Source organism: Peribacillus sp. FSL K6-5616 (genome assembly GCF_038008245.1).
In the GTDB taxonomy this organism is placed as follows: domain Bacteria; phylum Bacillota; class Bacilli; order Bacillales; family DSM-1321; genus Peribacillus; species Peribacillus frigoritolerans.
Genome location: NZ_JBBOYT010000001.1, coordinates 5,163,945 through 5,189,879, shown reverse-complemented (window position 1 = coordinate 5,189,879; position 25,935 = coordinate 5,163,945). Strand labels below are relative to the sequence as shown.

Genomic DNA, 25,935 nt, shown 5'->3' with positions numbered 1-25,935 from the left:
GATTACCCCTCCTTCTTTTCTGATACAACGATTGTAATATGACTAGTACGTTTGTTAATTGCACTCGCACGACCTTGAGCGCGAGGACGGAAACGTTTTAATGTTGGTCCTTCATTAACGTATGCTTCTGAAACGACTAGGTTATTAATATCCATTTCGTAGTTATGTTCTGCATTTGCGATAGCAGATTTCAGAATTTTTTCTACGACTGGAGAAGCAGATTTTGGTGTTAAGCGAAGAATCGCTACTGCTTCACCTACTTGTTTTCCTCGAATTAAATCTGCGACTAAACGCACTTTACGAGGAGCAATACGAACTGTTTTAGCGACAGCTTTAGCTTGCATGAGATGCCCTCCTCTCATTAACGTCTTGTTTTCTTGTCATCACTTGCGTGACCTTTATAAGTGCGTGTAGGCGCGAATTCGCCTAGTTTGTGACCTACCATATCTTCTGTTACATAAACCGGCACGTGCTTACGACCGTCATAAACGGCGATTGTGTGTCCGATGAATTGCGGGAAGATTGTTGAGCGACGAGACCAAGTTTTTACTACCTGTTTCTTGTCAGCTTCATTTAATTTTTCAACTTTTACCAATAAATGATCATCAACAAAAGGCCCTTTTTTTAAGCTACGACCCATGCGAGTACCTCCCTTCGTGACTGTTCTACGGTTCTATATATGAACCGTAGCTCAATCCCGTTATTTTTTACGACGACGTACGATAAATTTATCGGATTTATTTTTCTTCTTACGAGTTTTGAATCCAAGAGTAGGTTTACCCCATGGAGACATTGGTGATTTACGTCCGATTGGCGCTTTACCTTCACCACCACCGTGTGGGTGATCATTCGGGTTCATTACAGATCCACGAACTGTTGGGCGTTTACCTAACCAACGGTTACGGCCAGCTTTACCAATGTTGATAAGTTCATGTTGTTCATTACCGACTTGACCGATTGAAGCACGGCAAGTAGCAAGAATCATACGAACCTCACCTGAGTTTAAACGTACAAGTACATAACGGCCTTCTTTACCAAGTACTTGAGCAGATGTACCTGCTGAACGGACTAATTGTCCACCTTTTCCTGGTTTAAGCTCGATGTTATGAATTACTGTACCAACTGGGATGTTAATAAGAGGAAGTGCGTTACCCACTTTGATGTCAGCTTCTGGACCTGACATAACTTCCAAACCTACTTCTAGGTTTTTCGGAGCTAGGATATAACGTTTTTCTCCATCAACGTAATTAATTAATGCAATGTTTGCAGAACGATTTGGATCGTACTCAATAGTAGCAACGCGTCCTGGTATACCATCTTTATTCCGTTTGAAATCGATGATACGGTATTGACGCTTGTGGCCGCCACCTTGATGACGAACTGTTAACTTACCTTGGTTATTACGGCCGCCTTTGCTGTGTAAAGGAGCAAGTAATGATTTTTCCGGTTTGTCTGTAGTGATCTCAGCAAAATCGGAAGTTGTCATATTACGTCGACCGTTAGAGGTAGGTTTATACTTCTTAATCGCCATTTGTATTTCCCTCCTTCTCTAATGAATTAAGCCTCGAATAGCTCGATTTCTTTGCTGTCAGCAGTTAATTTAACAATAGCTTTACGGCGCTTGTTAGTATAGCCTGCATGTTTGCCCATGCGTTTGAATTTACCTTTGTAGTTCATGATGTTTACTTTCTCAACTTTAACGCCGAAAATTTCTTGAACAGCATCTTTAACTTGAGTTTTATTAGCTCTAACATCAACTTCAAAAGTATATTTCTTTTCAGCCATTATGTCTGAAGAGCGTTCAGTGATTACGGGGCGCTTAATGATATCGCGTGCATCCATTATGCAAGCACCTCCTCTACTTTTTCGACAGCTGATTTAGTCAAGATCAATTTGTTGTGTGAAACAACATCAAGAACATTAAGACCATCAGCTTCAACTACAGTAACACCAGGGATGTTACGTGCAGAAAGAGCAACTTTCTCATCTAAACCGTCAGTAACGACTAAAGTTTTAGTATCTACAGAAAGGTTTTTAAGTACCGCTACAAACTCTTTTGTTTTTGGAGCTTCGAAAGACAAGCTTTCAAGTACCAAAATGTTCTCTTCCAATGCCTTTGCAGACAATGCAGATTTAATAGCTAAACGACGTACCTTTTTAGGTAGCTTGTAAGCGTAAGATCTTGGAGTTGGTCCAAAAACAACGCCACCGCCACGCCATTGTGGAGAACGGATAGAACCTTGACGCGCACGTCCAGTTCCTTTTTGTTTCCAAGGTTTACGTCCACCGCCTGCAACTTCAGAACGGTTTTTAACTTTATGAGTTCCTTGACGTAAGGAAGCTCGTTGCATGATGATTGCTTCAAATAATACGTGATTATTAGGTTCGATACCAAAGATGGATTCATTTAGTTCGATGTCGCCAACTTGTGAACCTGTTTGGTTGAACAATGTAACTTTTGGCATTCTATTGCTCCTCCTTTCTCAGAAATTACTTTGCTTTAACAGCAGATTTAACTTTGATCAATGCTTTTCTAGCACCAGGTACATTACCTTTGATCAATAGTAGGTTACGTTCAACATCAACTTTAACGATAGCTAAGTTTTGAACAGTGATTTGATCTCCACCCATACGTCCTGGTAAAAGTTTACCTTTGAATACGCGGTTTGGAGCTACAGGACCCATTGAACCTGGGCGACGGTGGTAACGAGAACCATGAGACATAGGTCCGCGAGATTGTCCATGACGCTTGATAGAGCCTTGGAAACCTTTACCTTTTGAAATTCCTGATACATCTACTAAATCGCCTTCAGCGAAAATACTAACATTGACTTCTTGACCGATCTCATATTCAGTAAGATCCGTTCCGCGGAATTCGCGAATGAAGCGCTTAGGAGTAGTATTTGCTTTTTCAACATGGCCCTTTTCAGGTTTGTTAGAAAGCTTTTCACGTTTGTTTTCAAAACCAACTTGAACTGCTTCATAGCCATCAGTTTCAACAGTTTTCTTTTGAAGAACCACGTTATTAGCAGCTTCGATAACTGTTACCGGAATAAGTTCACCATTTTCAGCAAAAACTTGAGTCATACCGATTTTTCTTCCTAAGATTCCTTTGGTCATAAGTCACACCTCCTAGAGTAATTGTTCATATTTATATGAATTATAATTTGATTTCAATGTCAACGCCTGATGGTAGATCTAAACGCATCAATGAATCAACTGTTTGTGGAGTTGGGTTAACGATGTCGATTAGACGTTTATGCGTACGCATTTCGAATTGTTCACGAGAATCTTTGTATTTATGAACCGCACGTAGGATCGTGTATACCGATCTTTCAGTAGGTAATGGAATCGGACCAGATACAGCCGCACCAGAACGTTTTGCAGTTTCAACAATTTTCTCAGCAGATTGATCAAGGATTCTGTGATCATATGCTTTTAAACGGATACGAATTTTTTGTTTTGCCATAATTTTCCCTCCTTTTCGCCTATTTTAAAATAGACCTTCTCAATGGAAATTTCCCACACACTCGCCATGGCAAAGCGGCCGGGTGTGTCAGCAACCTTCCATATCATCGCAGTCAAAGACCAACATTGTCTATTATACATATAACACAAGTGAAATGCAAGTCAAACTTAGATTTTTCTTGTGCAACACACTTTTATTATTATACATACTATCACAAGTATTTACAAGTACATTCTACGTGGTCTTTCATATCCATTTTCTTCATTTGGAATTATCGAGAAACCCATTAAATAAACTCCAGTTATAATAGAAGAAAGAATGAATATTCTTTACAAATAGAAAAGAAGCAGATGGCGTCCCATCTGCTTCTTCCGGAAGGCGTCCCTTCCAATATTGTTTTATCAATCAATTATTCTTGGATTGTAGCAACTACGCCAGCGCCTACAGTACGTCCACCCTCACGGATAGAGAATTTAGTACCTTCTTCGATAGCGATTGGAGCGATAAGTTCTACAGTCATTTCGATGTTGTCTCCAGGCATAACCATTTCTACGCCTTCAGGAAGGTTACAAATACCAGTTACGTCAGTTGTACGGAAGTAGAACTGAGGACGGTAGTTTGTAAAGAATGGAGTGTGACGTCCACCTTCTTCTTTAGAAAGAACATAAACTTCAGCTTTGAACTTTGTGTGTGGAGTGATAGTGCTTGGTTTAGCAAGAACTTGTCCACGTTGGATATCTTCACGGGATACACCACGAAGAAGTGCACCGATGTTGTCACCAGCTTCAGCATAGTCAAGAAGTTTACGGAACATTTCAACACCAGTTACAGTTGTTGGTTTAGACTCTTCGTTGAAACCGATGATGTCAACAACGTCACCGACTTTAACTTGTCCACGCTCAACACGGCCAGTTGCAACTGTTCCACGACCAGTGATTGAGAATACATCCTCAACTGGCATCATGAATGGCTTGTCAGTGTCACGAGTTGGTTCTGGGATGTACTCGTCAACAGCTGTCATTAATTCATGGATTTTTTCTTCCCAAGCAGCGTCTCCTTGAAGAGCTTTTAGGGCAGATCCTTTGATAACTGGAATGTCATCGCCAGGGAATTCGTATTCAGATAGAAGATCACGGATTTCCATTTCTACTAATTCAAGAAGTTCTTCGTCATCTACCATGTCGCATTTGTTCATGAATACTACTAGGTATGGTACACCTACTTGACGAGAAAGAAGGATGTGCTCACGAGTTTGTGGCATTGGGCCATCAGCAGCAGATACTACTAGGATTCCGCCGTCCATTTGTGCAGCACCTGTGATCATGTTTTTAACATAGTCAGCATGTCCTGGGCAGTCAACGTGTGCATAGTGACGAGTAGCTGTTTCGTACTCAACGTGTGCAGTAGAGATTGTGATACCACGTTCTCTTTCTTCTGGAGCACCATCGATTTGGTCATAAGCGCGAGCTTCTGCTCCACCAGATTTAGCAAGTACAGTTGTGATTGCAGCAGTTAGAGTTGTTTTACCATGGTCAACGTGACCAATTGTTCCAACGTTAACGTGCGGTTTTGAACGATCAAATTTAGCTTTTCCCATTAGGAATTCCTCCTTAAAATTATAAATAAAAAATTAAGTATATAGGGGCTGTGAAAGAAGACTAATTCTTCCATCACAGCTTACATAAGATAGTTATACTTTAATAAGAGATGAAAATCAATTATTCACCTTTATTTTTTTTGATGATTTCTTCAGAAATGCTCTTAGGTACTTCTTCATAATGATCGAAGTGCATAGAGAATGTTCCGCGTCCTTGAGTGTTAGAACGTAAAGATGTAGCATATCCGAACATTTCAGATAGTGGAACCATCGCTTTAACCATTTGCGTGTTACCGCGAGCTTCCATACCTTCTACACGACCACGACGAGATGTGATATCTCCCATGATGTCGCCTAGGTAATCTTCTGGAATAACTACTTCCACTTTCATGATCGGTTCAAGGATGACAGGACTACATTTAGATGCTGCATTTTTAAGAGCCATAGATGCAGCAATTTTAAATGCCATTTCGTTGGAGTCAACGTCATGGTAAGATCCGTCGAATAATTTAGCTTTGATGTCGACTAGCGGGTAACCAGCAAGTACACCACGGTCAAGTGAATCAACTAATCCAGCTTGTACAGCAGGGATATATTCACGTGGTACTACACCACCGACGATAGCATTTTCAAATTCGAATCCTTTACCTTCTTCGTTTGGACCAAATTCGATCCATACGTGTCCGAATTGTCCACGACCACCAGATTGGCGAACGAATTTACCTTCAACTTTAGCTGAACCACGGAAAGTTTCACGGTATGCTACTTGAGGAGCACCAACGTTTGCTTCCACTTTGAATTCGCGACGCATACGGTCAACAAGGATGTCCAAGTGAAGTTCTCCCATACCAGCGATGATCGTTTGACCAGTTTCTTGGTCAGTATGCGCACGGAATGTTGGATCTTCATCTTGAAGCTTTTGTAAAGCTTGAGACATTTTGTCTTGGTCTGCTTTTGATTTCGGTTCAACGGATAGAGAGATAACTGGCTCTGGGAATACCATGGACTCAAGAATTACTTGGTTCTTGTCATCACATAGAGTATCTCCAGTTGTAGTATCTTTCAAACCAACGGCTGCTGCGATATCTCCTGCATATACAGTAGAAATTTCTTCACGGCTGTTTGCGTGCATTTGAAGGATACGTCCAATACGCTCACGTTTTCCTTTAGTTGAGTTGATTACATATGATCCAGATTCTAGTGTACCAGAGTACACACGGAAGAATGTAAGTTTACCAACGTAAGGGTCAGTCATAACTTTAAACGCTAAAGCAGAGAACGGTTCAGAATCATCTGAATGACGTTCAACTTCATCTTCTGAATCCGGTAATGTACCTTTGATAGCAGGTACATCCAATGGAGAAGGAAGGAAGTCGATAACGTTATCAAGCATTAATTGAACACCTTTGTTTTTGAAAGCCGATCCGCAGATAACTGGGAAGAATTCAACATTAACGGTTGCTGTACGGATAGCTGCTTTCAATTCAGCAATGCTGATTTCTTCGCCGCCAAGGTATTTTTCCATTAAGTCTTCATTAACTTCTGCTACTGCTTCAATTAACTTTTCACGGTATTCTTCAGCTAATTCCCGATGTTCTTCAGGAATTTCACCGATAGTGATATCAGTTCCTAGGTCATTACCGTAGAAATGAGTTTTCATTTCAATAAGGTCAATGATTGCTGAGAATTGATCTTCTGCACCAATTGGTAACTGAACTGGGTGAGCGTTAGCTTGTAAACGATCGTGGATAGTTCCAACTGAATACAAGAAGTCTGCACCGATTTTGTCCATTTTATTTACGAATACGACACGTGGTACACCGTAAGTTGTAGCTTGGCGCCAAACCGTTTCAGTTTGAGGCTCAACACCTGATTGGGCATCAAGTACAGCTACAGCTCCATCAAGTACGCGCAAAGAACGTTCAACTTCAACTGTGAAGTCTACGTGTCCCGGTGTATCGATGATGTTTACACGGTGACCTTTCCACTGCGCAGTTGTTGCAGCGGAAGTGATCGTGATTCCGCGTTCTTGTTCCTGTTCCATCCAGTCCATTTGTGAAGCACCTTCGTGCGTTTCACCGATTTTGTGGATTTTACCAGTATAATATAGAACACGTTCTGTTGTTGTCGTTTTACCAGCATCGATGTGAGCCATGATACCGATATTACGAGTGTTTGCTAAGGAGAACTCTCTTGCCATTTGTCTTTCTCCTTCCTTCTATAAGGATTTTATAGTGATTAATCTTACCAGCGATAATGTGCGAAAGCTTTGTTGGCTTCAGCCATTTTGTGTGTATCTTCACGTTTCTTAACTGCTGCTCCAGTATTGTTGGCAGCATCCATGATTTCATAAGCTAAACGCTCTTCCATCGTTTTTTCTCCACGAAGGCGAGAGTAGTTTACTAACCAACGAAGTCCTAGAGTCGATTTACGGTCTGGACGCACCTCAACTGGTACTTGGTAGTTAGCTCCACCCACACGGCGTGCTTTTACTTCTAGTACAGGCATGATGTTTTTAAGTGCTTGATCGAAAACTTCGATCGGCTCATTGCCAGTACGTTCTTTGATTAAATCAAATGCAGAGTAAAGAATTTTTTGTGATTTACCTCTTTGTCCATCAACCATTAATTTGTTGATTAAGCGAGTCACAAGTTTTGAATTATATATTGGATCTGGTAATACGTCTCTTTTCGTTACAGGTCCTTTACGAGGCATTATATTTCCTCCTTTCAAGAAAGTTCAATTTTGGTTTTAGTTTATTTTTTTGCTGCTTTCGGACGCTTAGTACCGTATTTAGAACGGCCTTGCATACGATTGTTAACTCCAGCTGTATCAAGAGCACCACGTACGATATGGTAACGTACCCCTGGTAAATCTTTTACACGTCCACCACGGATAAGAACCACGCTGTGTTCTTGTAGGTTGTGACCGATACCTGGGATATAAGCTGTTACCTCGATACCGTTTGTTAGACGTACACGCGCATATTTACGTAACGCGGAGTTTGGTTTTTTCGGTGTCATAGTACCCACACGAGTGCAAACACCACGTTTTTGCGGAGATGATACGTTAGTTTGTGCTTTTTTAAAGCTGTTGTAGCCTTTGTTAAGTGCTGGAGATTTTGAATTAACCTCTTTAGACTCGCGTCCTTTACGCACTAATTGATTAATAGTAGGCATTACATTTTTCCTCCCTTCACGTTTTCATTTCTAGTACCACACATCCAGGTGGTTCATAAATGGGTAAAAACAAAGTCTTTGCAAATATTATTGCAAAAACATTTTTACTTTTTAATGGCAACAGTTGCTGCTCCGACATCAATACCACATGCTTTGCCAAGCATTCTCATCGAATCAACATATGTGATAGGAACATCCAATTCTTTGGCGGTCTCAACGACACGCCCAGTCAAGTATATATCTGCATCATCAGCGATGATAACTTCTTGAATTAAATTGTTTTTAAGAGCTCTAACTGCTTGCTTCGTCCCTATAATCACTGACTTTGCCTGTATTACTTTTTCATAAGACATGGTCCATATCCTCCAAAGTTACAGGGTAACATAGGAGCACCTTTGCTATAGTATCATTATAAGTCGGATACTGTCAACTTCTTTCAAAAAAATAATTCAAGCAAAAGGTTTTCCTTACATAATTCTATTAAGATTTTCAATTTGCCCAAACGGAAATTATCAAATTCTCATAGGCTTTACAGCCGGCCATGAGTAATAAGAGAGACCAGCTCAATAAATTCTGATCCTTCATCTCCTCCAATAGGAAACGGGAGTGTGGTTTTCAGTTTAAATTATTGAGCTGGTCCTTTTTCCATTAATCCACTGTTACTGTATCGGCATTTTCGTCAACAACGACAGGGTTTGCTTTTCTGTATCTAAGCATTCCTGTTCCTGCAGGGACAAGTTTACCGATGATGACATTTTCCTTAAGCCCCAGCAATTCATCACGTTTTCCTTTTATTGCTGCATCAGTCAAGACCCTAGTTGTTTCTTGGAATGACGCGGCGGACAAGAAGGAATCCGTTTCAAGAGATGCTTTTGTGATACCTAGCAATACAGGACGGCCTGTAGCAGGTAATTTGTTGGTCAGCAATGCATCAGTGTTTGCAGTGGTGAACTGGTTGACATCCAATAATGTTCCTGGAAGCACTTCAGTTTCGCCTGCATCAAGCACACGGACTTTACGCATCATTTGTCTAACCATTACCTCGATGTGCTTATCACCGATTTCAACACCTTGCATCCGGTATACTTTTTGAACTTCATGAAGCAGGTATTCCTGAACAGTAAGCACGTCTGTAACCTTCAGCAATTCTTTCGGATCGATGGAACCCTCTGTCAACTCTTCACCACGACGGACAGGTGTATCAACAGTTACTCTTAAACGTGCTGTGTACGGCGCAGTATATGTGCGTGATTCAACAGCACCTTGAACAACGATTTCCTGTTGTTTATCCCGAATTTCATTGATGGAAACAATCGTTCCTTCAATTTCGGAAATGACAGCTTGACCTTTAGGGTTTCTTGCTTCAAATATTTCTTGGATACGAGGAAGACCTTGAGTGATATCGTCCCCAGCAACCCCACCTGTATGGAATGTACGCATCGTCAACTGTGTACCAGGTTCTCCGATTGATTGAGCGGCAATGATACCGACTGCTTCGCCCACTTCAACTTCTTGACCGGTAGCCAAGTTGCGTCCATAACATTTTTTACATACACCATGGCTGGTGTTACATGTAAAGGCAGAACGGATCCATGCTGTTTCGATTCCAAGTGATTCAATATAGTTAGCAAGATCTTCAGTAATAAGATCATTTTCAGCCACGATTACTTCATTTGTTTCTGGATGTCTGATCGCTTTTCTTGCATAACGGCCAACTAGGCGCTCTTCAAGATGCTCAATTATTTCAGTACCCTCTCTCAAGGCTGAAATTTTCAAGCCGCGGTCCGTTCCACAATCGTCATCACGGATGATGACATCTTGGGCAACGTCAACAAGTCGACGGGTAAGGTAACCGGAATCGGCCGTTTTAAGCGCTGTATCGGCAAGACCTTTACGCGCACCATGTGTAGAGATGAAGTACTCCAATACGGTTAAACCTTCACGGAAACTTGATTTGATCGGTAATTCAATGATACGTCCAGCCGGGTTGGCCATCAAACCACGCATACCAGCAAGCTGCGTAAAGTTGGAAGCATTACCACGGGCACCGGAATCACTCATCATGAAGATCGGGTTGCGTCGGTCCAGGGAGTCCATAAGTTTGGACTGAATGGTATCCTTGGCAGCACTCCAAATTGAAATGACGCGATCATAACGCTCATCCTCAGTAATAAGACCGCGTCTGAATTGTTTCAAGACGTTATCCACTTTGGTTTGAGCCTCAGTAATGATTTCTTGTTTTTCTTTTAAAACGACAATATCAGCCACACCAACGGTAATACCAGCTTTTGTCGAATATTTGAATCCAAGATCTTTCATCCGGTCAAGCATTTTGGATGTTTCGGTAATTTTAAAGCGTTTAAAGACTTCCGCGATGATATTTCCAAGAATTTTTTTCTTGAAAGGATCGATAGCAGGTTGTGACTTAATCAATTCAGGGATATTAGCGCCCTTTTCCACAAAATATTTCTCTGGAGTTTTGGTTTCCAGATTATAACGTGTCGGTTCGTTAATATACGGGAATGATTTAGGTAAAATTTCATTGAAGATCAATTTCCCAACAGTCGTAATTAGAAGTTGGCCGTTTTGTTCTTCAGTGAATGTTTCATTATTTAGTGACGATGCATGTACGGCACAACGGGAATGTAAGTGTACATATCCGTTTTGGTATGCAAGTAACGCTTCACTTGTATCTTTAAAGATCATACCCTCACCGATAGCGCCTTCTCTTTCCAATGTTAAGTAATAGTTACCTAATACCATATCTTGAGAAGGTGTAACGACAGGTTTACCATCTTTAGGGTTCAAAATGTTCTGTGCTGCAAGCATAAGCATGCGTGCTTCGGCTTGTGCTTCAGAAGATAGAGGAACGTGGACCGCCATTTGGTCACCGTCAAAGTCAGCGTTGTAAGCTGTACATACGAGCGGATGCAAACGAATTGCACGACCTTCAACCAACGTTGGTTCAAATGCTTGGATCCCAAGTCTATGAAGTGTCGGTGCACGGTTCAATAGTACTGGGTGTTCTCTAATAACTTCTTCTAGGACATCCCATATTTCAGGAGATAAACGTTCAATTTTGCGCTTAGCGGATTTGATGTTATGCGCTAGACCCCTCTGAACAAGCTCCTTCATTACGAATGGTTTGAATAATTCAATCGCCATTTCTTTCGGAAGACCACATTGGTACATCTTTAAGTTTGGTCCGACTACGATAACGGAACGGCCAGAGTAATCAACACGTTTACCAAGAAGGTTTTGACGGAAACGGCCTTGTTTACCTTTTAACATGTGAGATAAAGATTTTAACGGACGGTTACCTGGTCCAGTTACCGGACGGCCACGACGGCCATTATCGATAAGAGCATCGACAGCTTCTTGCAGCATACGCTTCTCATTTTGAACGATAATGCTTGGTGCTCCAAGGTCCAGTAATCTTTTCAACCGATTATTACGGTTGATAACACGACGATATAAATCATTTAAATCAGATGTGGCAAAACGTCCTCCATCAAGTTGAACCATAGGACGAAGCTCCGGTGGAATGACCGGAAGCACGTCAAGGATCATCCATGAAGGCTCATTTCCGGAGTTACGGAATGCTTCAAGCACTTCCAAGCGTTTGATTGCACGGGTTCTGCGTTGTCCTTGAGCTGTTTTAAGCTCCTCTTTCAACGACTCTACTTCCTTTTCCGTATCAATATCTTGTAAAAGTTTTTTAATAGCTTCCGCACCCATGGCAGCTTGGAATTTCTTACCGTATTTTTCACGGTATGTACGATATTCCTTTTCAGAAAGAAGCTGTTTCTTTTCTAAAGTTGTATCGCCCGTTTCAGTTACTACGTAAGATGCAAAGTAAATAACTTCTTCCAAAGCCCGTGGAGACATATCAAGAACAAGTCCCATACGGCTAGGAATTCCTTTAAAATACCATATGTGTGAAACTGGTGCTGCCAGCTCAATATGACCCATACGCTCACGACGCACCTTAGCACGGGTGACTTCAACGCCACAACGGTCACAGACTACGCCTTTATAACGAACACGTTTATATTTTCCGCAATGACATTCCCAGTCCTTTTGAGGTCCAAAAATTCTCTCACAGAATAAACCGTCTTTTTCTGGCTTTAACGTACGATAGTTGATTGTTTCTGGTTTTTTAACTTCTCCATGGGACCAAGAACGAATCTTGTCTGGTGAAGCAAGACCAATTTTCATATACTCAAAATTATTAACGTCTAACAAGGGGCCTACCTCCCTTTTAATCTCCAGGTTTAACCCTTGATTGCCGTCACGTTATGAGGCAATCTTACACCGGATGATGGTTGATTGAATCAATAAGGCTCTAACAAGGCAGCATGATTTTCTAATGAACATCTCGCTGCCAGTCAGAGCAGGTAATATATTACTGGATATGTTTATATTTAATTTTATTCTTTGACAGGTGCCCCTACTTCGGAAGCAACCATATCTTTAGTTTCTGAATCAAGGCTTAATTTGTCTGCTTGGTTGGCTTCATCTTCATCTTCCAAATCACGCATTTCGATTTCACGATCTTCGGCATTGAGGATTTTAACATCCAATCCCAAACTTTGAAGCTCCTTAATCAATACTTTGAATGACTCAGGAACACCTGGTTCAGGGACATTTTCACCTTTGACAATCGCTTCGTACGTTTTAACACGACCCACGACATCATCTGATTTAACGGTTAGGATTTCTTGTAATGTATAAGCGGCACCATAAGCTTCAAGTGCCCATACTTCCATCTCACCGAAACGCTGTCCACCAAATTGCGCTTTACCACCAAGTGGTTGCTGCGTAACAAGGGAGTAAGGTCCAGTTGAACGTGCATGAAGTTTATCATCGACCATATGCGCCAGTTTGATCATGTACATGACACCAACTGATACACGGTTATCGAATGCTTCACCTGAACGGCCATCATAAAGGACAGTTTTTGCATCACGGGACATCCCAGCTTCTTCAATTGTACCCCAAACGTCTTCCTCAGTGGCACCATCGAATACAGGAGATGCTACATGAATGCCAAGTGCGCGTGCAGCCATACCTAAGTGTAGCTCCAACACCTGACCGATGTTCATACGTGAAGGTACACCCAATGGGTTTAACATGATGTCGACTGGAGTGCCGTCCGGTAAATAAGGCATATCTTCTTCAGGAAGAATCCTGGAGATTACCCCTTTGTTACCATGTCGTCCGGCCATTTTATCGCCTTCATGGATTTTACGTTTTTGAACGATATATACACGTGCGAGTTGATTTACACCAGGAGGTAGTTCATCGCCGTCTTCTCTGTTAAATACTTTAACATCAAGAACGATCCCTCCGCCGCCGTGAGGTACACGAAGTGATGTATCCCTTACTTCACGTGCTTTTTCACCGAAGATTGCATGTAATAGACGTTCCTCAGCAGTCAGCTCCGTTACACCTTTAGGCGTGACTTTACCAACGAGAAGGTCTCCGTCTTTCACTTCAGCACCCACACGGATAATTCCGCGCTCATCAAGATTACGAAGCGCATCTTCCCCTACGTTAGGGATATCACGGGTGATTTCTTCAGGCCCTAATTTTGTATCGCGTGATTCAGATTCATATTCTTCAATATGAATGGAAGTGTACACATCATCTTTAACCAATCGTTCACTCATGATGATGGCATCTTCATAGTTATATCCATCCCATGTCATGAAGGCTACCAATACGTTACGTCCAAGTGCCAACTCACCTTTTTCCATTGAAGGACCATCAGCAAGAATTTCACCTTTTACGACGTTGTCGCCAACACTTACGATAGGGCGTTGATTATAGCACGTTCCTTGGTTGGAACGAATGAATTTTAATAGACGATATTTATCAAGATTTCCTTTTACTTGCTGCCCATCTACTTCACTTACCCTACGTACCCATACTTCACGTGATTCAACGTGCTCTACGATACCAGGGTGTTTACAGATTACTGCAGCACCGGAGTCTTTCGCTGAAACATACTCCATACCCGTTCCTACTCGAGGGGCTTCCGGTTGAAGCAAAGGAACTGCTTGACGTTGCATGTTCGCTCCCATAAGGGCACGGTTGGAGTCATCGTTTTCCAAGAAAGGAATACATGCAGTCGCGGCAGATACAACCTGTTTAGGAGATACATCCATGTAATCTACGCGGTCACGCGGAACAACGGTATTTTCACCGCGGAAACGTGCAACAACATCATTATCAAGGAATGAGCCGTCATCCGACAGTCGTACATTCGCTTGGGCAACTACATAGTTATCTTCCTCATCAGCTGTTAAGTAATCGATTTGGCTTGTAATTTTACCTGTTTCAGGGTCCACACGGCGGTATGGTGTTTCAATGAAGCCATATGGGTTAACCTTTGCAAAACTGGATAACGAGTTAATCAAACCAATATTCGGTCCCTCAGGCGTTTCAATCGGACACATGCGGCCATAGTGGGAATAATGAACGTCACGTACTTCAAAGCCAGCACGCTCACGTGTCAGACCACCAGGTCCCAATGCAGATAGACGACGTTTATGCGTCAATTCAGCCAACGGGTTCGTTTGATCCATGAACTGGGAAAGCTGGGAGCTTCCAAAGAACTCTTTAATGGACGCAATGACCGGGCGAATGTTGATTAGTTGCTGTGGAGTGATTGTGTTCGTATCCTGAATGGACATTCTTTCACGGACAACACGCTCCATACGGGATAAACCAATTCTGAATTGGTTTTGCAGCAATTCACCAACGGAACGCAGACGACGGTTACCTAAATGGTCAATGTCATCCGTGATTCCCACACCATGTAATAAATTAAAGAAATAACTGATGGAAGAAATGATATCAGCCGGTGTAATGTTTTTGACCTGGTCGGTCACATAAGCATTACCGATGATATTGATCACTTTTTCGCCTTCAGCATCGTTTGGTGCAAACACTTTAATAGGTTGAAGAAGAGTTTCTTCCTCTACTACACCACCTGATGGATGGAATGTTTTGAATCCTATTCCACCTTCGATATGAGGCAGAATCCTATCAAGAGTCCGACGATCAAGCATTGTACCTTTTTCAACAATGATTTCTCCCGTTTCAGGATCAATCAAAGTCTCTGCAATACGTTGTCCGAATAAACGGTTCTTAATATGCAGTTTTTTGTTTATTTTATAACGGCCTACATTAGCTAAATCATAACGTTTCGGATCAAAGAAGCGTGATACTAAAAGACTTTTCGCGTTTTCGACAGTAGGCGGTTCACCTGGGCGTAGACGCTCATAGATTTCTAGTAATGCTTTTTCCACACTCTCGGTGTTATCCTTTTCAAGAGTGTTGCGAAGGTATTCGTTGTCACCGATCAAATCGATGATTTCTTGATCTGTTCCGAATCCAAGGGCACGCATCAATACCGTGATCGGTAATTTCCTGGTGCGGTCGATTCGAACATACACAACATCCTTGGCGTCTGTTTCGTATTCGAGCCATGCGCCACGGTTAGGAATAACGGTCGCAGAGAACCCAAGCTTACCGTTTTTATCCATTTTCCCATTGTAGTAAACACTCGGTGAGCGCACTAATTGGGATACAATTACCCGTTCAGCACCATTGATGACAAATGTACCTGTTTCAGTCATCAGCGGGAAGTCGCCCATGAATACATCCTGGTCTTTTACTTCCCCTGTTTCTTTGTTAACAAGGCGCACTTTCACACGAAGTGGTGCAGAATACGTAACATCGCGTTCTTTTGTTTCTTCCACAGAATACTTCGGCTCAGCTAAGCTGTAATCGATGAATTCTAACGATAAATTACCTGTAAAATCCTCAATAGGAGAAATGTCCTGGAACATTTCCTTTAAACCTACATCTAGAAACCATTGATAAGAAGCTGTTTGAATTTCAATCAGATTCGGAAGGTCCAAAACCTCACTGATTCTTGCATAACTTCTACGTTGGCGGTGTCGTCCATACTGAACAAGTTGACCTGTCAACTGATTCACCCCTTAAATCAAGCGTTATAAGGATCCATTTGCCTCGGAAAAGGAATCATTTCCATAGACAAAAAGAAAATGGTTTTTATTTTAAAAACCACTATTTCTCATAAAACGAACTATTATTTATATATTTTTCCCATATTATCCATTGATTATACACCAATGGTATAAAAATTGCATAGTTACGGAATTATATATATGCATTTTATAATACTAACATAGCGAAAATTTAGAGTCAAACCTTTTTGGATAATAGTATATAGTAACCTTTTTTCTTAACAGGCACTTCAATATTTCCAAATAATTGCTCCATTTTATCCATTGCGGAGGGAGCCCCTTGTTTTTTTTGAATGACAACCCATAATTCTCCACCAGCTACCAAACTGCGATAGCTTTCTTCTAAAATTTCGTGGACTACACTTTTACCTGCGCGAATGGGAGGGTTCGTAAGAATCGCTGCGAATTGATTGGAGGCAACTTTGTCAAAACGATCGCTTTCGTAAATATTCACATTTGCGATCCCATTAGAAGCAGCATTCTCTTTTGACAATTCAACTGCCCGGCTATTTATATCAATCATTTCTATCGTTCTATCGGGATAAGCTGCCGCAATCGATATTCCGATCGGTCCATATCCGCAACCAACATCGAGAATATTTCCTTCCACAGCTTCATTAAGGTTAAAACTCTCAACCAAAAGACGCGATCCGAAATCAACTTCCTTTTTCGAAAAAACACCATTATCACTTTTGAAGCGAAATGTACGTCCCTTTAATGTGAAATCCCAAAATTTCGGATTGCTTACGACATCCGGTTTATGTGAGTAGTAATGCTCTGTCAGAGTCATCTCCCCCTATCAGAAAGGAATATTGAAGATTTAATGAGAGAAGAGAATTGAAGAATGGATGCTTGCACGCCGGAATGTTCCAGTAACGATATCCTCGTTACCAAACCATTAACGGCCAGTTCCCGTCATTTCTTTAAAAATGAAGAAAAAAAGCCCGCCAATGATAGCGAGCTTTTTGTTTATGCAAGATTACTTAACTTCAACGCCAGCTCCAACTTCTTCAAGTTTAGCTTTGATTTCTTCAGCTTCTTCTTTAGAAGCGCCTTCTTTGATTGCTTTTGGAGTGTTGTCAACAAGTTCTTTTGCTTCTTTAAGTCCAAGACCTGTAACTTCACGTACAGCTTTGATAACTTTGATTTTTTGATCTCCAGCAGATGTAAGAACTACATCAAACTCAGTTTTTTCTTCAGCAGCAGCGCCACCAGCAGCAGCTACAGCTACAGGTGCAGCAGCAGTTACGCCAAATTCTTCTTCGATTGCTTTTACAAGGTCGTTTAATTCTAAAACAGTCATGTTTTTAACTGCTTCAATGATTTGATCTTTAGTCATTTTTATTTCCTCCTCGAAATGGTTGGTTTTTTTTGAATCAGCAGGCTAAATAAGCGGTTAGCTTACGCGCCTTGTTCTTCTTTTTGCTCTGCAACAGCTTTTGTAGCAAGAGCAAGTCCGCGCATAGGTGCTTGTAGCACGCTGAGTAGCATTGAAAGTAGGCCTTCGCGTGAAGGTAGTTCTGCAAGAGCTTTAATTTCTTCAGCAGTTGCAACATTTCCTTCGATAACTCCAGCTTTGATTTCTAACGCTTCATGTTTTTTCGCAAAATCGTTAAGGATTTTTGCTGGCGCAATAACATCTTCTGTTGAGAATGCAATTGCGTTTGGACCTGTTAATGATTCGTTCAAAGCGCTAAGCTCAGCACTTTCAGCAGCACGGCGAGTCATAGAGTTTTTGTAAACTTTAAACTCAACGCCAGCTTCACGAAGTTGCTTACGAAGTTCTGTTACTTCAGCAACAGTCAATCCACGGTAGTCAACAACTACTGTTGATTGGCTTGAAGTTAACTTTTCAGAAATCTCAGCAACGATTTTTTGCTTTTGTTCAATAATTGCGTTCATCCTTACACCTCCTGTAGATTTGCTTGAAAACATTTATACCGTTTCAAAGAAAAAGCCTTCATCTCTATTGCAGACATGAAGGCAGTAATTTCAAAAGTCATAGTCCAGGACTATTATTATCGAATTACCTCGGCAGGGAATTAAGCTCGTAATGAGCACCTACTGTCTACGGTACAAATAGTATTCATTTATTCACAACAAAACTTATTATAACAATAATAGTTTTGGTATGTCAATTATTTATTTGAAAGAAGAAGGATCAACTTTCACGCCAGGGCCCATTGTAGTTGTTACAGAAACGTTTTTCATGTAAGTTCCTTTAGCAGCCGCAGGTTTAACTTTCAATAATGTATCATAGATAGTAGTGAAGTTTTCCACTAGTTTAGCATCTTCGAAAGATACTTTACCGATTGGAGCATGGATGTTACCAGCTTTATCTACGCGGTATTCAACTTTACCAGCTTTGATTTCATTAACAGCTTTCGTTACATCGAAAGTTACTGTGCCAGTTTTAGGGTTAGGCATTAAACCTTTAGGTCCTAACACACGGCCAAGTTTACCAACTTCACCCATCATGTCTGGAGTCGCAACGATTACATCGAATTCGAACCATCCTTGTTGGATTTTGTTGATGTAGTCAGATTCGCCAACGTAGTCAGCACCAGCAGCTTCCGCTTCTTTTGCTTTTTCGCCTTTAGCGAATACTAATACGCGTTGAGTTTTACCAGTACCATTCGGAAGAACAACAGCTCCACGAATTTGTTGGTCAGCTTTCTTAGGGTCTACGCCTAAACGGAAAGCAACTTCAACAGTCGCATCGAATTTTGCGAAGTTTGCTTTTTTAGCAACTTCGATTGCTTCAGTTACAGCATAAGCCTTAGAAACTTCTACAAGCTTAGCTGCTTCAAGATACTTTTTACCTTTTTTCGCCATGATATAAATCCTCCTAAATTGTGGTTTTAACGGAATGACCTCCCACGAATAAAGGTTGCGAGTATCAATCGCAACCCCGTAGAAACAAATAGCAATTACATGGATTAGTCTTCGATGACAATACCCATGCTGCGAGCAGTACCTTCAACCATACGCATTGCAGCTTCAACGCTTGCAGCGTTTAGGTCAGGCATTTTAGTTTCAGCAATCTCGCGCACTTGATCACGCTTGACTGTAGCAACTTTATTACGGTTAGGTTCACCAGAACCAGACTCGATACCAGCTACTTTCTTAAGCAATACTGCAGCCGGTGGAGTTTTTGTAATGAATGTAAATGAACGGTCTTCAAATACCGTGATTTCAACAGGAATAATTAGACCAGCTTGATCTGCTGTACGAGCGTTGAACTCCTTACAGAATCCCATGATGTTTACACCAGCTTGACCTAATGCAGGACCGACTGGCGGTGCCGGATTCGCTTTACCAGCAGGAATTTGCAATTTAACCATTTTAATTACTTTTTTAGCCACGAGACACACCTCCTTATAAGTCCGTGATGTGGTAATAGGGTAATACCCTCCCACTCATCTTGAATTCTTTATCTATTAATAAAGAATGCTTGTATCGTTGAGGCCTAAAAATTGAAACATACTGACCTTTGAAATTTTACCACTTTCAAAAGGCAATTTCAAGTTTTTTTCCGTTTATAATTTTTCCACTTGATTAAAATCAAGTTCTACCGGTGTATCACGGCCGAACATATTGACTAGGACCCTTACTTTCCCTTTGTCTTTATCAAGTTCTTCAATCGGTCCTGCAAAAGTTGCAAATGGGCCTTCTTTAACTTGAACCGTATCACCGATTTCAAAATCAACTTCGATTTTGCTTTCATCTACGCCCATTCGTTTAAGAACGACTTCAATTTCTTCCGGAAGCAACGCAGTCGGTTTTGACCCCGCTCCAGACGAACCCACGAAACCTGTTACCCCTGGCGTATTCCGGACAACATACCATGAATCATCCGTCATGATGATCTCAACCAACACATAACCTGGAAACACTTTCTTTTTGGTCACTTTCTTTTTGCCATCTTTCACTTCTGTTTCTTCTTCTTCTGGAACTACAACGCGAAAGATCTTGTCTTCCATCCCCATAGTTTCAACACGTTTTTCCAAGTTAGCTTTAACCTTGTTCTCATAACCTGAATAGGTGTGAACTACATACCAATTCTTTTCCATGTGTTAGGACTTTAACGTCCTTCCCTCCCTGCAATCGATCATTTTCTTTATTAATCTTTATCTTTGAACGTTTTAGCCAAAAAACCATACAGGCGTCATCCCGAACTTAACTAGAATATATTGTGATGATTCATATTACAGCAGCACTCGTTTTTGAACTTCTTCACTTATTAAAAAAGACAAATTAAAAAACCCGTTTCCGGGCTTTTCTGCTGACACATATTATTCTATCACTATTATACCTTATTTTCGAATCTCTTATTCAATAACTAAGCGAATTAATTCGGAAATACCCAAATCGACCACTGTAAAGAATAAAGCCATAAATACTACAGTCGTTACCACCACGATTGTATATTTGGTAAGCTCCTTGCGTTTCGGCCAGCTTACTTTTTGCATTTCGCGAGCGACTCCGCTGAAAAATTCGGTAAAACGTTTCATGAATGTACCTCCAAGCATTAGAAGCTTCTGTCAATCTATTTATAAAACGGTTATTTCGTTTCTTTATGAATCGAGTGTGAGTTGCAAGTACTGCAAAATTTCTTGATTTCCAGCCGTTCGCCGCTTGTCGATTGTTTGCTCTCATAACTATAATTTCTTGAACCGCAATCGTTGCAGGCAAGAACTATTTTTTTTCGCATTAGATACACCTATCCTATCTACTATATCCATAAAACCTTATCACGACTGTTTTTTATTGTCAATATCAAAGCGGGTTCCACCCATTATGGACAACGTAAATCAAAACATCGGCTTGCATCTAAAAATCTTAGTGAATAAAAAAACTTCCATGTGGAGAAGGGACAGATGAAATTAAGCGGAAAAAGCGGAGGGATTATAAACTGATTTCCCTTACTTCCAGATAGCGCTCGAGCTTTCTTTTCACCCGCTGAAGGGCGTTGTCGATTGACTTAACATGCCGGTTCAACTCTTCCGAAATTTCTTGGTAGGTTTGTCCATCCAGGTAAAGAGCTAACACTTTTCTCTCAAGATCACTCAGGAGCTCGGCCATCTTTAATTCGATATCGTCAAACTCTTCTTGGTTGATGATCAGTTCTTCCGGGTCCAAAACCTTCGTACCCGATATGATATCCATTAGAGTTCGGTCCGATTCCTCATCATAAATTGGCTTGTCCAGGGAAACATAGGAATTGAGCGGAATATGTTTTTGACGTGTTGCTGTTTTGATAGCTGTAATGATCTGCCTCGTAATGCATAGTTCTGCAAATGCTTTAAAAGAAGATAACTTATCCCCTTTAAAATCACGGACGGCTTTATATAAACCAATCATACCTTCTTGCACGATGTCTTCCTTATCGGCACCAATCAAGAAATAAGTCCTTGCCTTCGCTCTTACAAAATTACGATACTTTTGGATCAAATAATCAAGCGCTTCACTGTCTCCAGTGTGCACCAACCCTATCAATTCATCATCCTCAAACTGAAGATACTTTTCGTTCAGCTTCATTCCGAATTTGAGACCCACATTATATCCCCCTGACCTGACTCAGATAGAAATATTATACAGCAGGTAAATTTTACCCGTCAATGGTTCAAATTTTACCCCGGCGCCATTTTTCGAAAATTTCTGCCACTTCTTCACTTAAAGGAATTTTAGCAACGGGTCTTATCGTTGTTGTTTTTCTTACATCTTTCTTGATTTCGCCTTGAATTTCTTGCATTTCAATTAGCAGTTCACGAGCGGATTTCCTTAGGGCCCCTTGGCCAAAGATCACCCACTGTTCCGTGAAGTCAGAGGTTGCCACTTGAATTTGCGTTTTGACATTATTCAGTTCGATGGCCATCTTTTCTATTCTTTCATCCGCAGTTTCATTTTCTTTTGTAAAAATTACGTCAACTTTGTGATTTTTGAATATGCGGGCAATTCCCTGAACATATTGAGCATCAAATATGACAATTACACGGTATCCGGTAAATGCTTGATATTCCGCCATCATTTCTATCAATCGGTCCCTTGCAGCAGCAAGATCCCGTTCTTTTAATTCTCTCAGTTCCGGCCAAGCTCCAATAATGTTATAACCGTCCACCAACAGAATATTCATTTCGTCATTGCCCTAGGGGATTTCTTTTTCTATAAACCTCATACATCAATAAACCGGCTGCTACCGATGCATTTAACGAAGTTACTTTTCCTGCCATTGGAAGACGGATGAGAAAATCGCATTTCTCCTTCATTAACCGGGCCATGCCTTTTCCTTCGCTGCCGATAACAAGTCCAATAGGCATCTTTCCGTCCATGTTACGGTAATCATCGCTGCCTTTCGCATCGGTACCGACTATCCATACCCCTCGCTCTTTCAATTCTTCCACCGCTCTTGCCAAATTTGTAACGCGAGCTACAGGAATATATTCGATTGCACCAGTCGAAGCTTTAGCCACTGTTGCCGTCAAGCCCACTGCTCTTCTTTTCGGAATGATGATTCCATGGGCCCCGACTGCATCGGCCGTCCTCATGATCGAACCTAAATTATGCGGATCTTCAACCTCATCAAGAATCATGAAAAAAGGTGCTTCGTCCCGTTCAGCCGCATTTGCGAATAAGTCATCCAGCTCCACATATTCATATGCAGCCACTTGTGCGATAACGCCTTGATGGATGCCTTCTACCATTTGGTCAATTTTTTTCTTCGGTACGATTTGCACGAGCACCTTCTTTTCCTTCGCGAGACCGATAAGTGGTTGCATCGAGCCTTTTTGCGAGCCCTCGGCTATCCAAATTTTATTAACTTCCCGTTCGGAGCGAAGTGCTTCCAATACGGGGTTTCTGCCAATGATATATTCTTCGCTCATGGGTTACTCCCCTTTTCTTCTTCAATGTATTCAATGGATTTTTTGATGAGTTCTTCCATTCTTTCTATTCGACCGGATAAATACAAAAATCCCATAAGAGCCTCGAAGGCTGTACTGTAGCGATACGTTTGCACATCTGTATTCTTCGGTACCGTACCGGATTTCGCATTTCGGCCGCGCCGAACGACAGCGGATTCCTCTTCCGATAGCCAATCTGACTCCAGAAAGAAGTGGATGATTTTATTTTGCGCTTTAGCAGCTACAAAAGATGTAGCTTTTTTGTGAAGTAGATTGGGCTTGACCGCCCCTTTTTGAATGAGGTGATGCCGTATATACGTTTCGTATACAGCATCACCTATATATGCTAAAGCAAGACTGTTCAGCATTTTTGCATCTACCTTACTATCGTAATGAAGCATTGATTACCCTCTTTTCCATCTTGTACCTTGAGGGGTATCCTCTAATATGATATTCATGTTTTTCAAGCGATCGCGAATTTCATCAGATAATCCAAAATTGCGGTCTTTCCGCGCTTGAATCCTTTGCTGTATCAACCCTTCAATTTCCTCATCCAGAAGCCCCTCTTCTTCAAGGGACAAACCGAGGACAGAAAATAAGGTGTTGAATTTATCAAGGAAAGCATTGATCACTTCCGTGTCTGTGTTTTTCTCCATCAAGTAATAATTTGCCTGTTTGGAAAGTTCAAAAAGCATGGATATTGCATTAGCTGTGTTGAAATCATCGTCCATTTCCTTAATGAATTGTTCATGTAAATCATTCAGCTTCTCCAACCAAACATCATTATTCTCAGTCAATCCGTCACTTACTTGAAGGCGATGCTTTAAATTTTGATATGATGTCCTTAAGCGTTCAAGGGACGCTTTTACATTTTCAAGCACTTCTTCACTATAATTGATCGGATGACGGTAATGTACTGATAACATAAAGAAGCGTAACACTTGTGGATCATGCTTCTGAATGATGTCATGCACAAGGACGAAATTGCCTAAGGACTTAGACATTTTTTCATTCTCAATATTTATATACCCATTATGCATCCAATAATTCGCAAAGGTTTTACCCGTCAATGCTTCGGATTGTGCAATTTCATTTTCATGATGCGGGAATGCCAGATCTTGACCTCCTGCATGAATATCGATGGTATCCCCCAAATACTTTTTGACCATTGCGGAGCATTCGATATGCCAGCCAGGACGCCCCTTACCCCATGGGCTCTCCCATGATATTTCATCATCCTTGGCCGCTTTCCAAAGGGCAAAATCAAGGGCATCTTGTTTTTTCTCCCCTATTTCAATACGTGCCCCCACTCGAAGCTCATCGATGGACTGATGTGAAAGCTTGCCATATCCCTCAAACTTACGAGTGCGGTAGTACACATCCCCTTCCGATTCATAAGCGAATCCTTTCTCGATTAACGCCGAGATGAATTCAATGATTGCATCCATATTCTCCATTACGGTCGGGTGAGCATCCGCTTTTTTGCAGCCCAATGCCGACACGTCTTCAAAATACGCCTTGATGAAACGCTCAGATATGGTCGGGACATCTTCCCCCAATTCTTTTGCCGCACGAATCAGCTTATCATCCACATCCGTGAAGTTCGAAACGAATTGCACATCATATCCACGGTAATCCAAATACCTACGAACGGTATCGAATACGATTGCCGGTCTTGCATTGCCAATATGAATGTAATTATAGACAGTGGGTCCGCATACATACATCTTCACCTTTCCCTCTTCAATCGGGACGAAGGTTTCCTTTTTTCTTGTTGCTGTGTTATATATTTTAATCGCCATATTATAGACTCCTTTCTTCCTGCTTCTGTTCGGCCAACCTCGCCCTTAAGGCCCTGATTTCACTATCCAATTCCTTAAAGCGATCAGCGATTGGATCAGGAAGATCACAATGATTTAGGTCTTTATTGATTTTGATGCCATCTTGAATGACCACTTTACCTGGAATGCCCACCACTGTAGAATTAGGTGGCACTTCCTTTAAAACGACCGATCCCGCACCGATTTTCGAGTTTTCCCCAACAGTGATGGAACCCAGCACTTTTGCTCCTGTAGCTATCAAAACATTATCCTTTATCGTAGGATGACGTTTTCCCTTTTCCTTTCCGGTCCCCCCAAGGGTTACACCTTGAAAGACGGATACATTGTCGCCAATTTCACAAGTTTCGCCAATGACGATCCCCATTCCATGATCAATGAAGAAACGACGGCCAATCGTAGCCCCTGGATGAATTTCGATTCCGGTAAAAAACCGGCTGATTTGAGATATGCTTCTCGCCAGGAAAAAGAATTTCCTCTTAAATAGTGCGTGAGCCATCCTATGACTCCAAATCGCATGTAAACCCGCGTACGTCAATATGACTTCCAAATAGCTGCGCGCAGCAGGATCTTGATCAAAAACCACTTCGATATCTTCTTTAAACATCTTTAACAAAATGATTCCCCCCTATGTTCCGTCCTTTTTCAACATCCCCTTTTGAAGCTTTTAAAGCATATAAAAAAGCGTCTCTGTCCAAATAGACAGAGACGCTTGAAGCGCGGTTCCACTCTGTTTGGAATGTACGAACCAGGTAAAGCTTTTTCCTGTTTTTTCATCCCCAACTTTAATCCCTGTAACGGAGGACATTCCGCCTGTGCCTACTATAGGTTAGTTCAGCAAAGGACTCAAGGGTGCATTTCAGAAAACGAGAGGCCTGAACCACTTTCAG

General features: G+C 41.4%; 28 protein-coding genes and 2 other annotated features (1 of these 30 cut by a window edge). All 28 genes read right to left on the bottom strand.

Features of this window, described 5'->3' with window-relative positions:
* Positions 1 to 2 precede the first annotated feature (2 nt).
* The 28 genes from rplV to cysE all read right to left on the bottom strand — a co-directional run bounded on the left by rplV (position 3) and on the right by cysE (position 25,661).
* The gene (gene rplV / locus MHB45_RS25260) at positions 3 to 344 is read right to left on the bottom strand and encodes a 50S ribosomal protein L22 (RefSeq protein ID WP_034305017.1); all 342 of its coding nucleotides are present in this window, start codon (positions 342 to 344) and stop codon (positions 3 to 5) included.
* Between the two features lie 17 nt (positions 345 to 361).
* The gene (gene rpsS / locus MHB45_RS25255) at positions 362 to 640 is read right to left on the bottom strand and encodes a 30S ribosomal protein S19 (RefSeq protein WP_034305018.1); all 279 of its coding nucleotides are present in this window, start codon (positions 638 to 640) and stop codon (positions 362 to 364) included.
* Between the two features lie 60 nt (positions 641 to 700).
* Entirely contained in the window at positions 701 to 1,531 is an 831-nt protein-coding gene (gene rplB, locus MHB45_RS25250; protein ID WP_034305021.1) for a 50S ribosomal protein L2, read from the bottom strand.
* Positions 1,532 to 1,557: 26 nt separating this feature from the next.
* On the bottom strand, positions 1,558 to 1,842 hold the full coding sequence (gene rplW, locus MHB45_RS25245; protein WP_034305023.1) for a 50S ribosomal protein L23: 285 nt from the start codon (positions 1,840 to 1,842) through the stop codon (positions 1,558 to 1,560).
* Entirely contained in the window at positions 1,842 to 2,465 is a 624-nt protein-coding gene (rplD, locus tag MHB45_RS25240; RefSeq protein WP_034305025.1) for a 50S ribosomal protein L4, read from the bottom strand. The genes rplW and rplD overlap by 1 nt, the downstream gene beginning before the upstream one ends.
* 25 nt (positions 2,466 to 2,490) lie before the next feature.
* Complete coding sequence (rplC, locus tag MHB45_RS25235; RefSeq protein ID WP_048677885.1) at positions 2,491 to 3,120, bottom strand: 50S ribosomal protein L3; 630 nt, start codon at positions 3,118 to 3,120, stop codon at positions 2,491 to 2,493.
* Positions 3,121 to 3,160: 40 nt separating this feature from the next.
* On the bottom strand, positions 3,161 to 3,469 hold the full coding sequence (gene rpsJ / locus MHB45_RS25230; protein WP_019244375.1) for a 30S ribosomal protein S10: 309 nt from the start codon (positions 3,467 to 3,469) through the stop codon (positions 3,161 to 3,163).
* Positions 3,470 to 3,878: 409 nt separating this feature from the next.
* Complete coding sequence (gene tuf, locus MHB45_RS25225; RefSeq protein ID WP_048677883.1) at positions 3,879 to 5,066, bottom strand: elongation factor Tu; 1,188 nt, start codon at positions 5,064 to 5,066, stop codon at positions 3,879 to 3,881.
* 121 nt (positions 5,067 to 5,187) lie between these two features.
* On the bottom strand, positions 5,188 to 7,266 hold the full coding sequence (fusA, locus tag MHB45_RS25220) for an elongation factor G (RefSeq protein ID WP_048677880.1): 2,079 nt from the start codon (positions 7,264 to 7,266) through the stop codon (positions 5,188 to 5,190).
* Positions 7,267 to 7,310: 44 nt separating this feature from the next.
* On the bottom strand, positions 7,311 to 7,781 hold the full coding sequence (rpsG, locus tag MHB45_RS25215) for a 30S ribosomal protein S7 (RefSeq protein WP_048677878.1): 471 nt from the start codon (positions 7,779 to 7,781) through the stop codon (positions 7,311 to 7,313).
* Between the two features lie 41 nt (positions 7,782 to 7,822).
* Entirely contained in the window at positions 7,823 to 8,245 is a 423-nt protein-coding gene (gene rpsL, locus MHB45_RS25210; RefSeq protein ID WP_034305038.1) for a 30S ribosomal protein S12, read from the bottom strand.
* Between the two features lie 104 nt (positions 8,246 to 8,349).
* Positions 8,350 to 8,598: a 50S ribosomal protein L7ae-like protein gene (locus tag MHB45_RS25205; protein ID WP_034305040.1), complete on the bottom strand. Its 249-nt coding sequence runs from the start codon at positions 8,596 to 8,598 to the stop codon at positions 8,350 to 8,352.
* 295 nt (positions 8,599 to 8,893) lie between these two features.
* Positions 8,894 to 12,490, bottom strand: coding sequence for a DNA-directed RNA polymerase subunit beta' (gene rpoC / locus MHB45_RS25200; protein WP_048677876.1), 3,597 nt, complete (start codon positions 12,488 to 12,490; stop codon positions 8,894 to 8,896).
* Positions 12,491 to 12,675: 185 nt separating this feature from the next.
* On the bottom strand, positions 12,676 to 16,245 hold the full coding sequence (gene rpoB / locus MHB45_RS25195; protein ID WP_048677874.1) for a DNA-directed RNA polymerase subunit beta: 3,570 nt from the start codon (positions 16,243 to 16,245) through the stop codon (positions 12,676 to 12,678).
* A gap of 238 nt (positions 16,246 to 16,483) precedes the next feature.
* The gene (locus tag MHB45_RS25190; RefSeq protein WP_048677932.1) at positions 16,484 to 17,089 is read right to left on the bottom strand and encodes a class I SAM-dependent methyltransferase; all 606 of its coding nucleotides are present in this window, start codon (positions 17,087 to 17,089) and stop codon (positions 16,484 to 16,486) included.
* Between the two features lie 195 nt (positions 17,090 to 17,284).
* On the bottom strand, positions 17,285 to 17,644 hold the full coding sequence (gene rplL, locus MHB45_RS25185; protein ID WP_048677872.1) for a 50S ribosomal protein L7/L12: 360 nt from the start codon (positions 17,642 to 17,644) through the stop codon (positions 17,285 to 17,287).
* A gap of 62 nt (positions 17,645 to 17,706) precedes the next feature.
* Entirely contained in the window at positions 17,707 to 18,207 is a 501-nt protein-coding gene (gene rplJ, locus MHB45_RS25180) for a 50S ribosomal protein L10 (RefSeq protein ID WP_048677870.1), read from the bottom strand.
* A 39-nt stretch (positions 18,208 to 18,246) separates the two neighbouring features.
* Positions 18,247 to 18,397 (bottom strand) — a sequence feature (ribosomal protein L10 leader region).
* Between the two features lie 50 nt (positions 18,398 to 18,447).
* A complete protein-coding gene (gene rplA / locus MHB45_RS25175) occupies positions 18,448 to 19,140 on the bottom strand; it encodes a 50S ribosomal protein L1 (protein WP_048677868.1) in 693 nt (230 codons plus the stop codon).
* 104 nt (positions 19,141 to 19,244) lie between these two features.
* Positions 19,245 to 19,670, bottom strand: a complete 426-nt coding sequence (gene rplK / locus MHB45_RS25170) for a 50S ribosomal protein L11 (RefSeq protein ID WP_034305057.1) — start codon at positions 19,668 to 19,670, stop codon at positions 19,245 to 19,247.
* A 174-nt stretch (positions 19,671 to 19,844) separates the two neighbouring features.
* A complete protein-coding gene (nusG, locus tag MHB45_RS25165; RefSeq protein ID WP_048677866.1) occupies positions 19,845 to 20,378 on the bottom strand; it encodes a transcription termination/antitermination protein NusG in 534 nt (177 codons plus the stop codon).
* 258 nt (positions 20,379 to 20,636) lie between these two features.
* Complete coding sequence (gene secE, locus MHB45_RS25160) at positions 20,637 to 20,819, bottom strand: preprotein translocase subunit SecE (RefSeq protein ID WP_034305062.1); 183 nt, start codon at positions 20,817 to 20,819, stop codon at positions 20,637 to 20,639.
* Positions 20,820 to 20,869: 50 nt separating this feature from the next.
* On the bottom strand, positions 20,870 to 21,019 hold the full coding sequence (gene rpmG, locus MHB45_RS25155; protein WP_072273931.1) for a 50S ribosomal protein L33: 150 nt from the start codon (positions 21,017 to 21,019) through the stop codon (positions 20,870 to 20,872).
* 194 nt (positions 21,020 to 21,213) lie between these two features.
* Entirely contained in the window at positions 21,214 to 21,846 is a 633-nt protein-coding gene (gene sigH / locus MHB45_RS25150) for an RNA polymerase sporulation sigma factor SigH (RefSeq protein ID WP_094246690.1), read from the bottom strand.
* An 85-nt stretch (positions 21,847 to 21,931) separates the two neighbouring features.
* Positions 21,932 to 22,441: an NYN domain-containing protein gene (locus tag MHB45_RS25145; protein WP_340908132.1), complete on the bottom strand. Its 510-nt coding sequence runs from the start codon at positions 22,439 to 22,441 to the stop codon at positions 21,932 to 21,934.
* Positions 22,442 to 22,445: 4 nt separating this feature from the next.
* Positions 22,446 to 23,189: a 23S rRNA (guanosine(2251)-2'-O)-methyltransferase RlmB gene (gene rlmB / locus MHB45_RS25140; RefSeq protein WP_072273932.1), complete on the bottom strand. Its 744-nt coding sequence runs from the start codon at positions 23,187 to 23,189 to the stop codon at positions 22,446 to 22,448.
* Positions 23,186 to 23,608 carry a Mini-ribonuclease 3 gene (locus MHB45_RS25135; RefSeq protein WP_034305071.1) on the bottom strand — a complete coding sequence of 141 codons (423 nt, stop codon included), beginning with the start codon at positions 23,606 to 23,608 and terminating at the stop codon, positions 23,186 to 23,188. The genes rlmB and MHB45_RS25135 overlap by 4 nt, the downstream gene beginning before the upstream one ends.
* A gap of 3 nt (positions 23,609 to 23,611) precedes the next feature.
* Positions 23,612 to 25,009 carry a cysteine--tRNA ligase gene (cysS, locus tag MHB45_RS25130; protein ID WP_048677861.1) on the bottom strand — a complete coding sequence of 466 codons (1,398 nt, stop codon included), beginning with the start codon at positions 25,007 to 25,009 and terminating at the stop codon, positions 23,612 to 23,614.
* A 1-nt stretch (position 25,010) separates the two neighbouring features.
* Positions 25,011 to 25,661, bottom strand: a complete 651-nt coding sequence (gene cysE / locus MHB45_RS25125; RefSeq protein ID WP_034305073.1) for a serine O-acetyltransferase — start codon at positions 25,659 to 25,661, stop codon at positions 25,011 to 25,013.
* Between the two features lie 85 nt (positions 25,662 to 25,746).
* Positions 25,747 to 25,935, bottom strand: a binding site (T-box leader) (it continues 60 nt past the right edge of the window).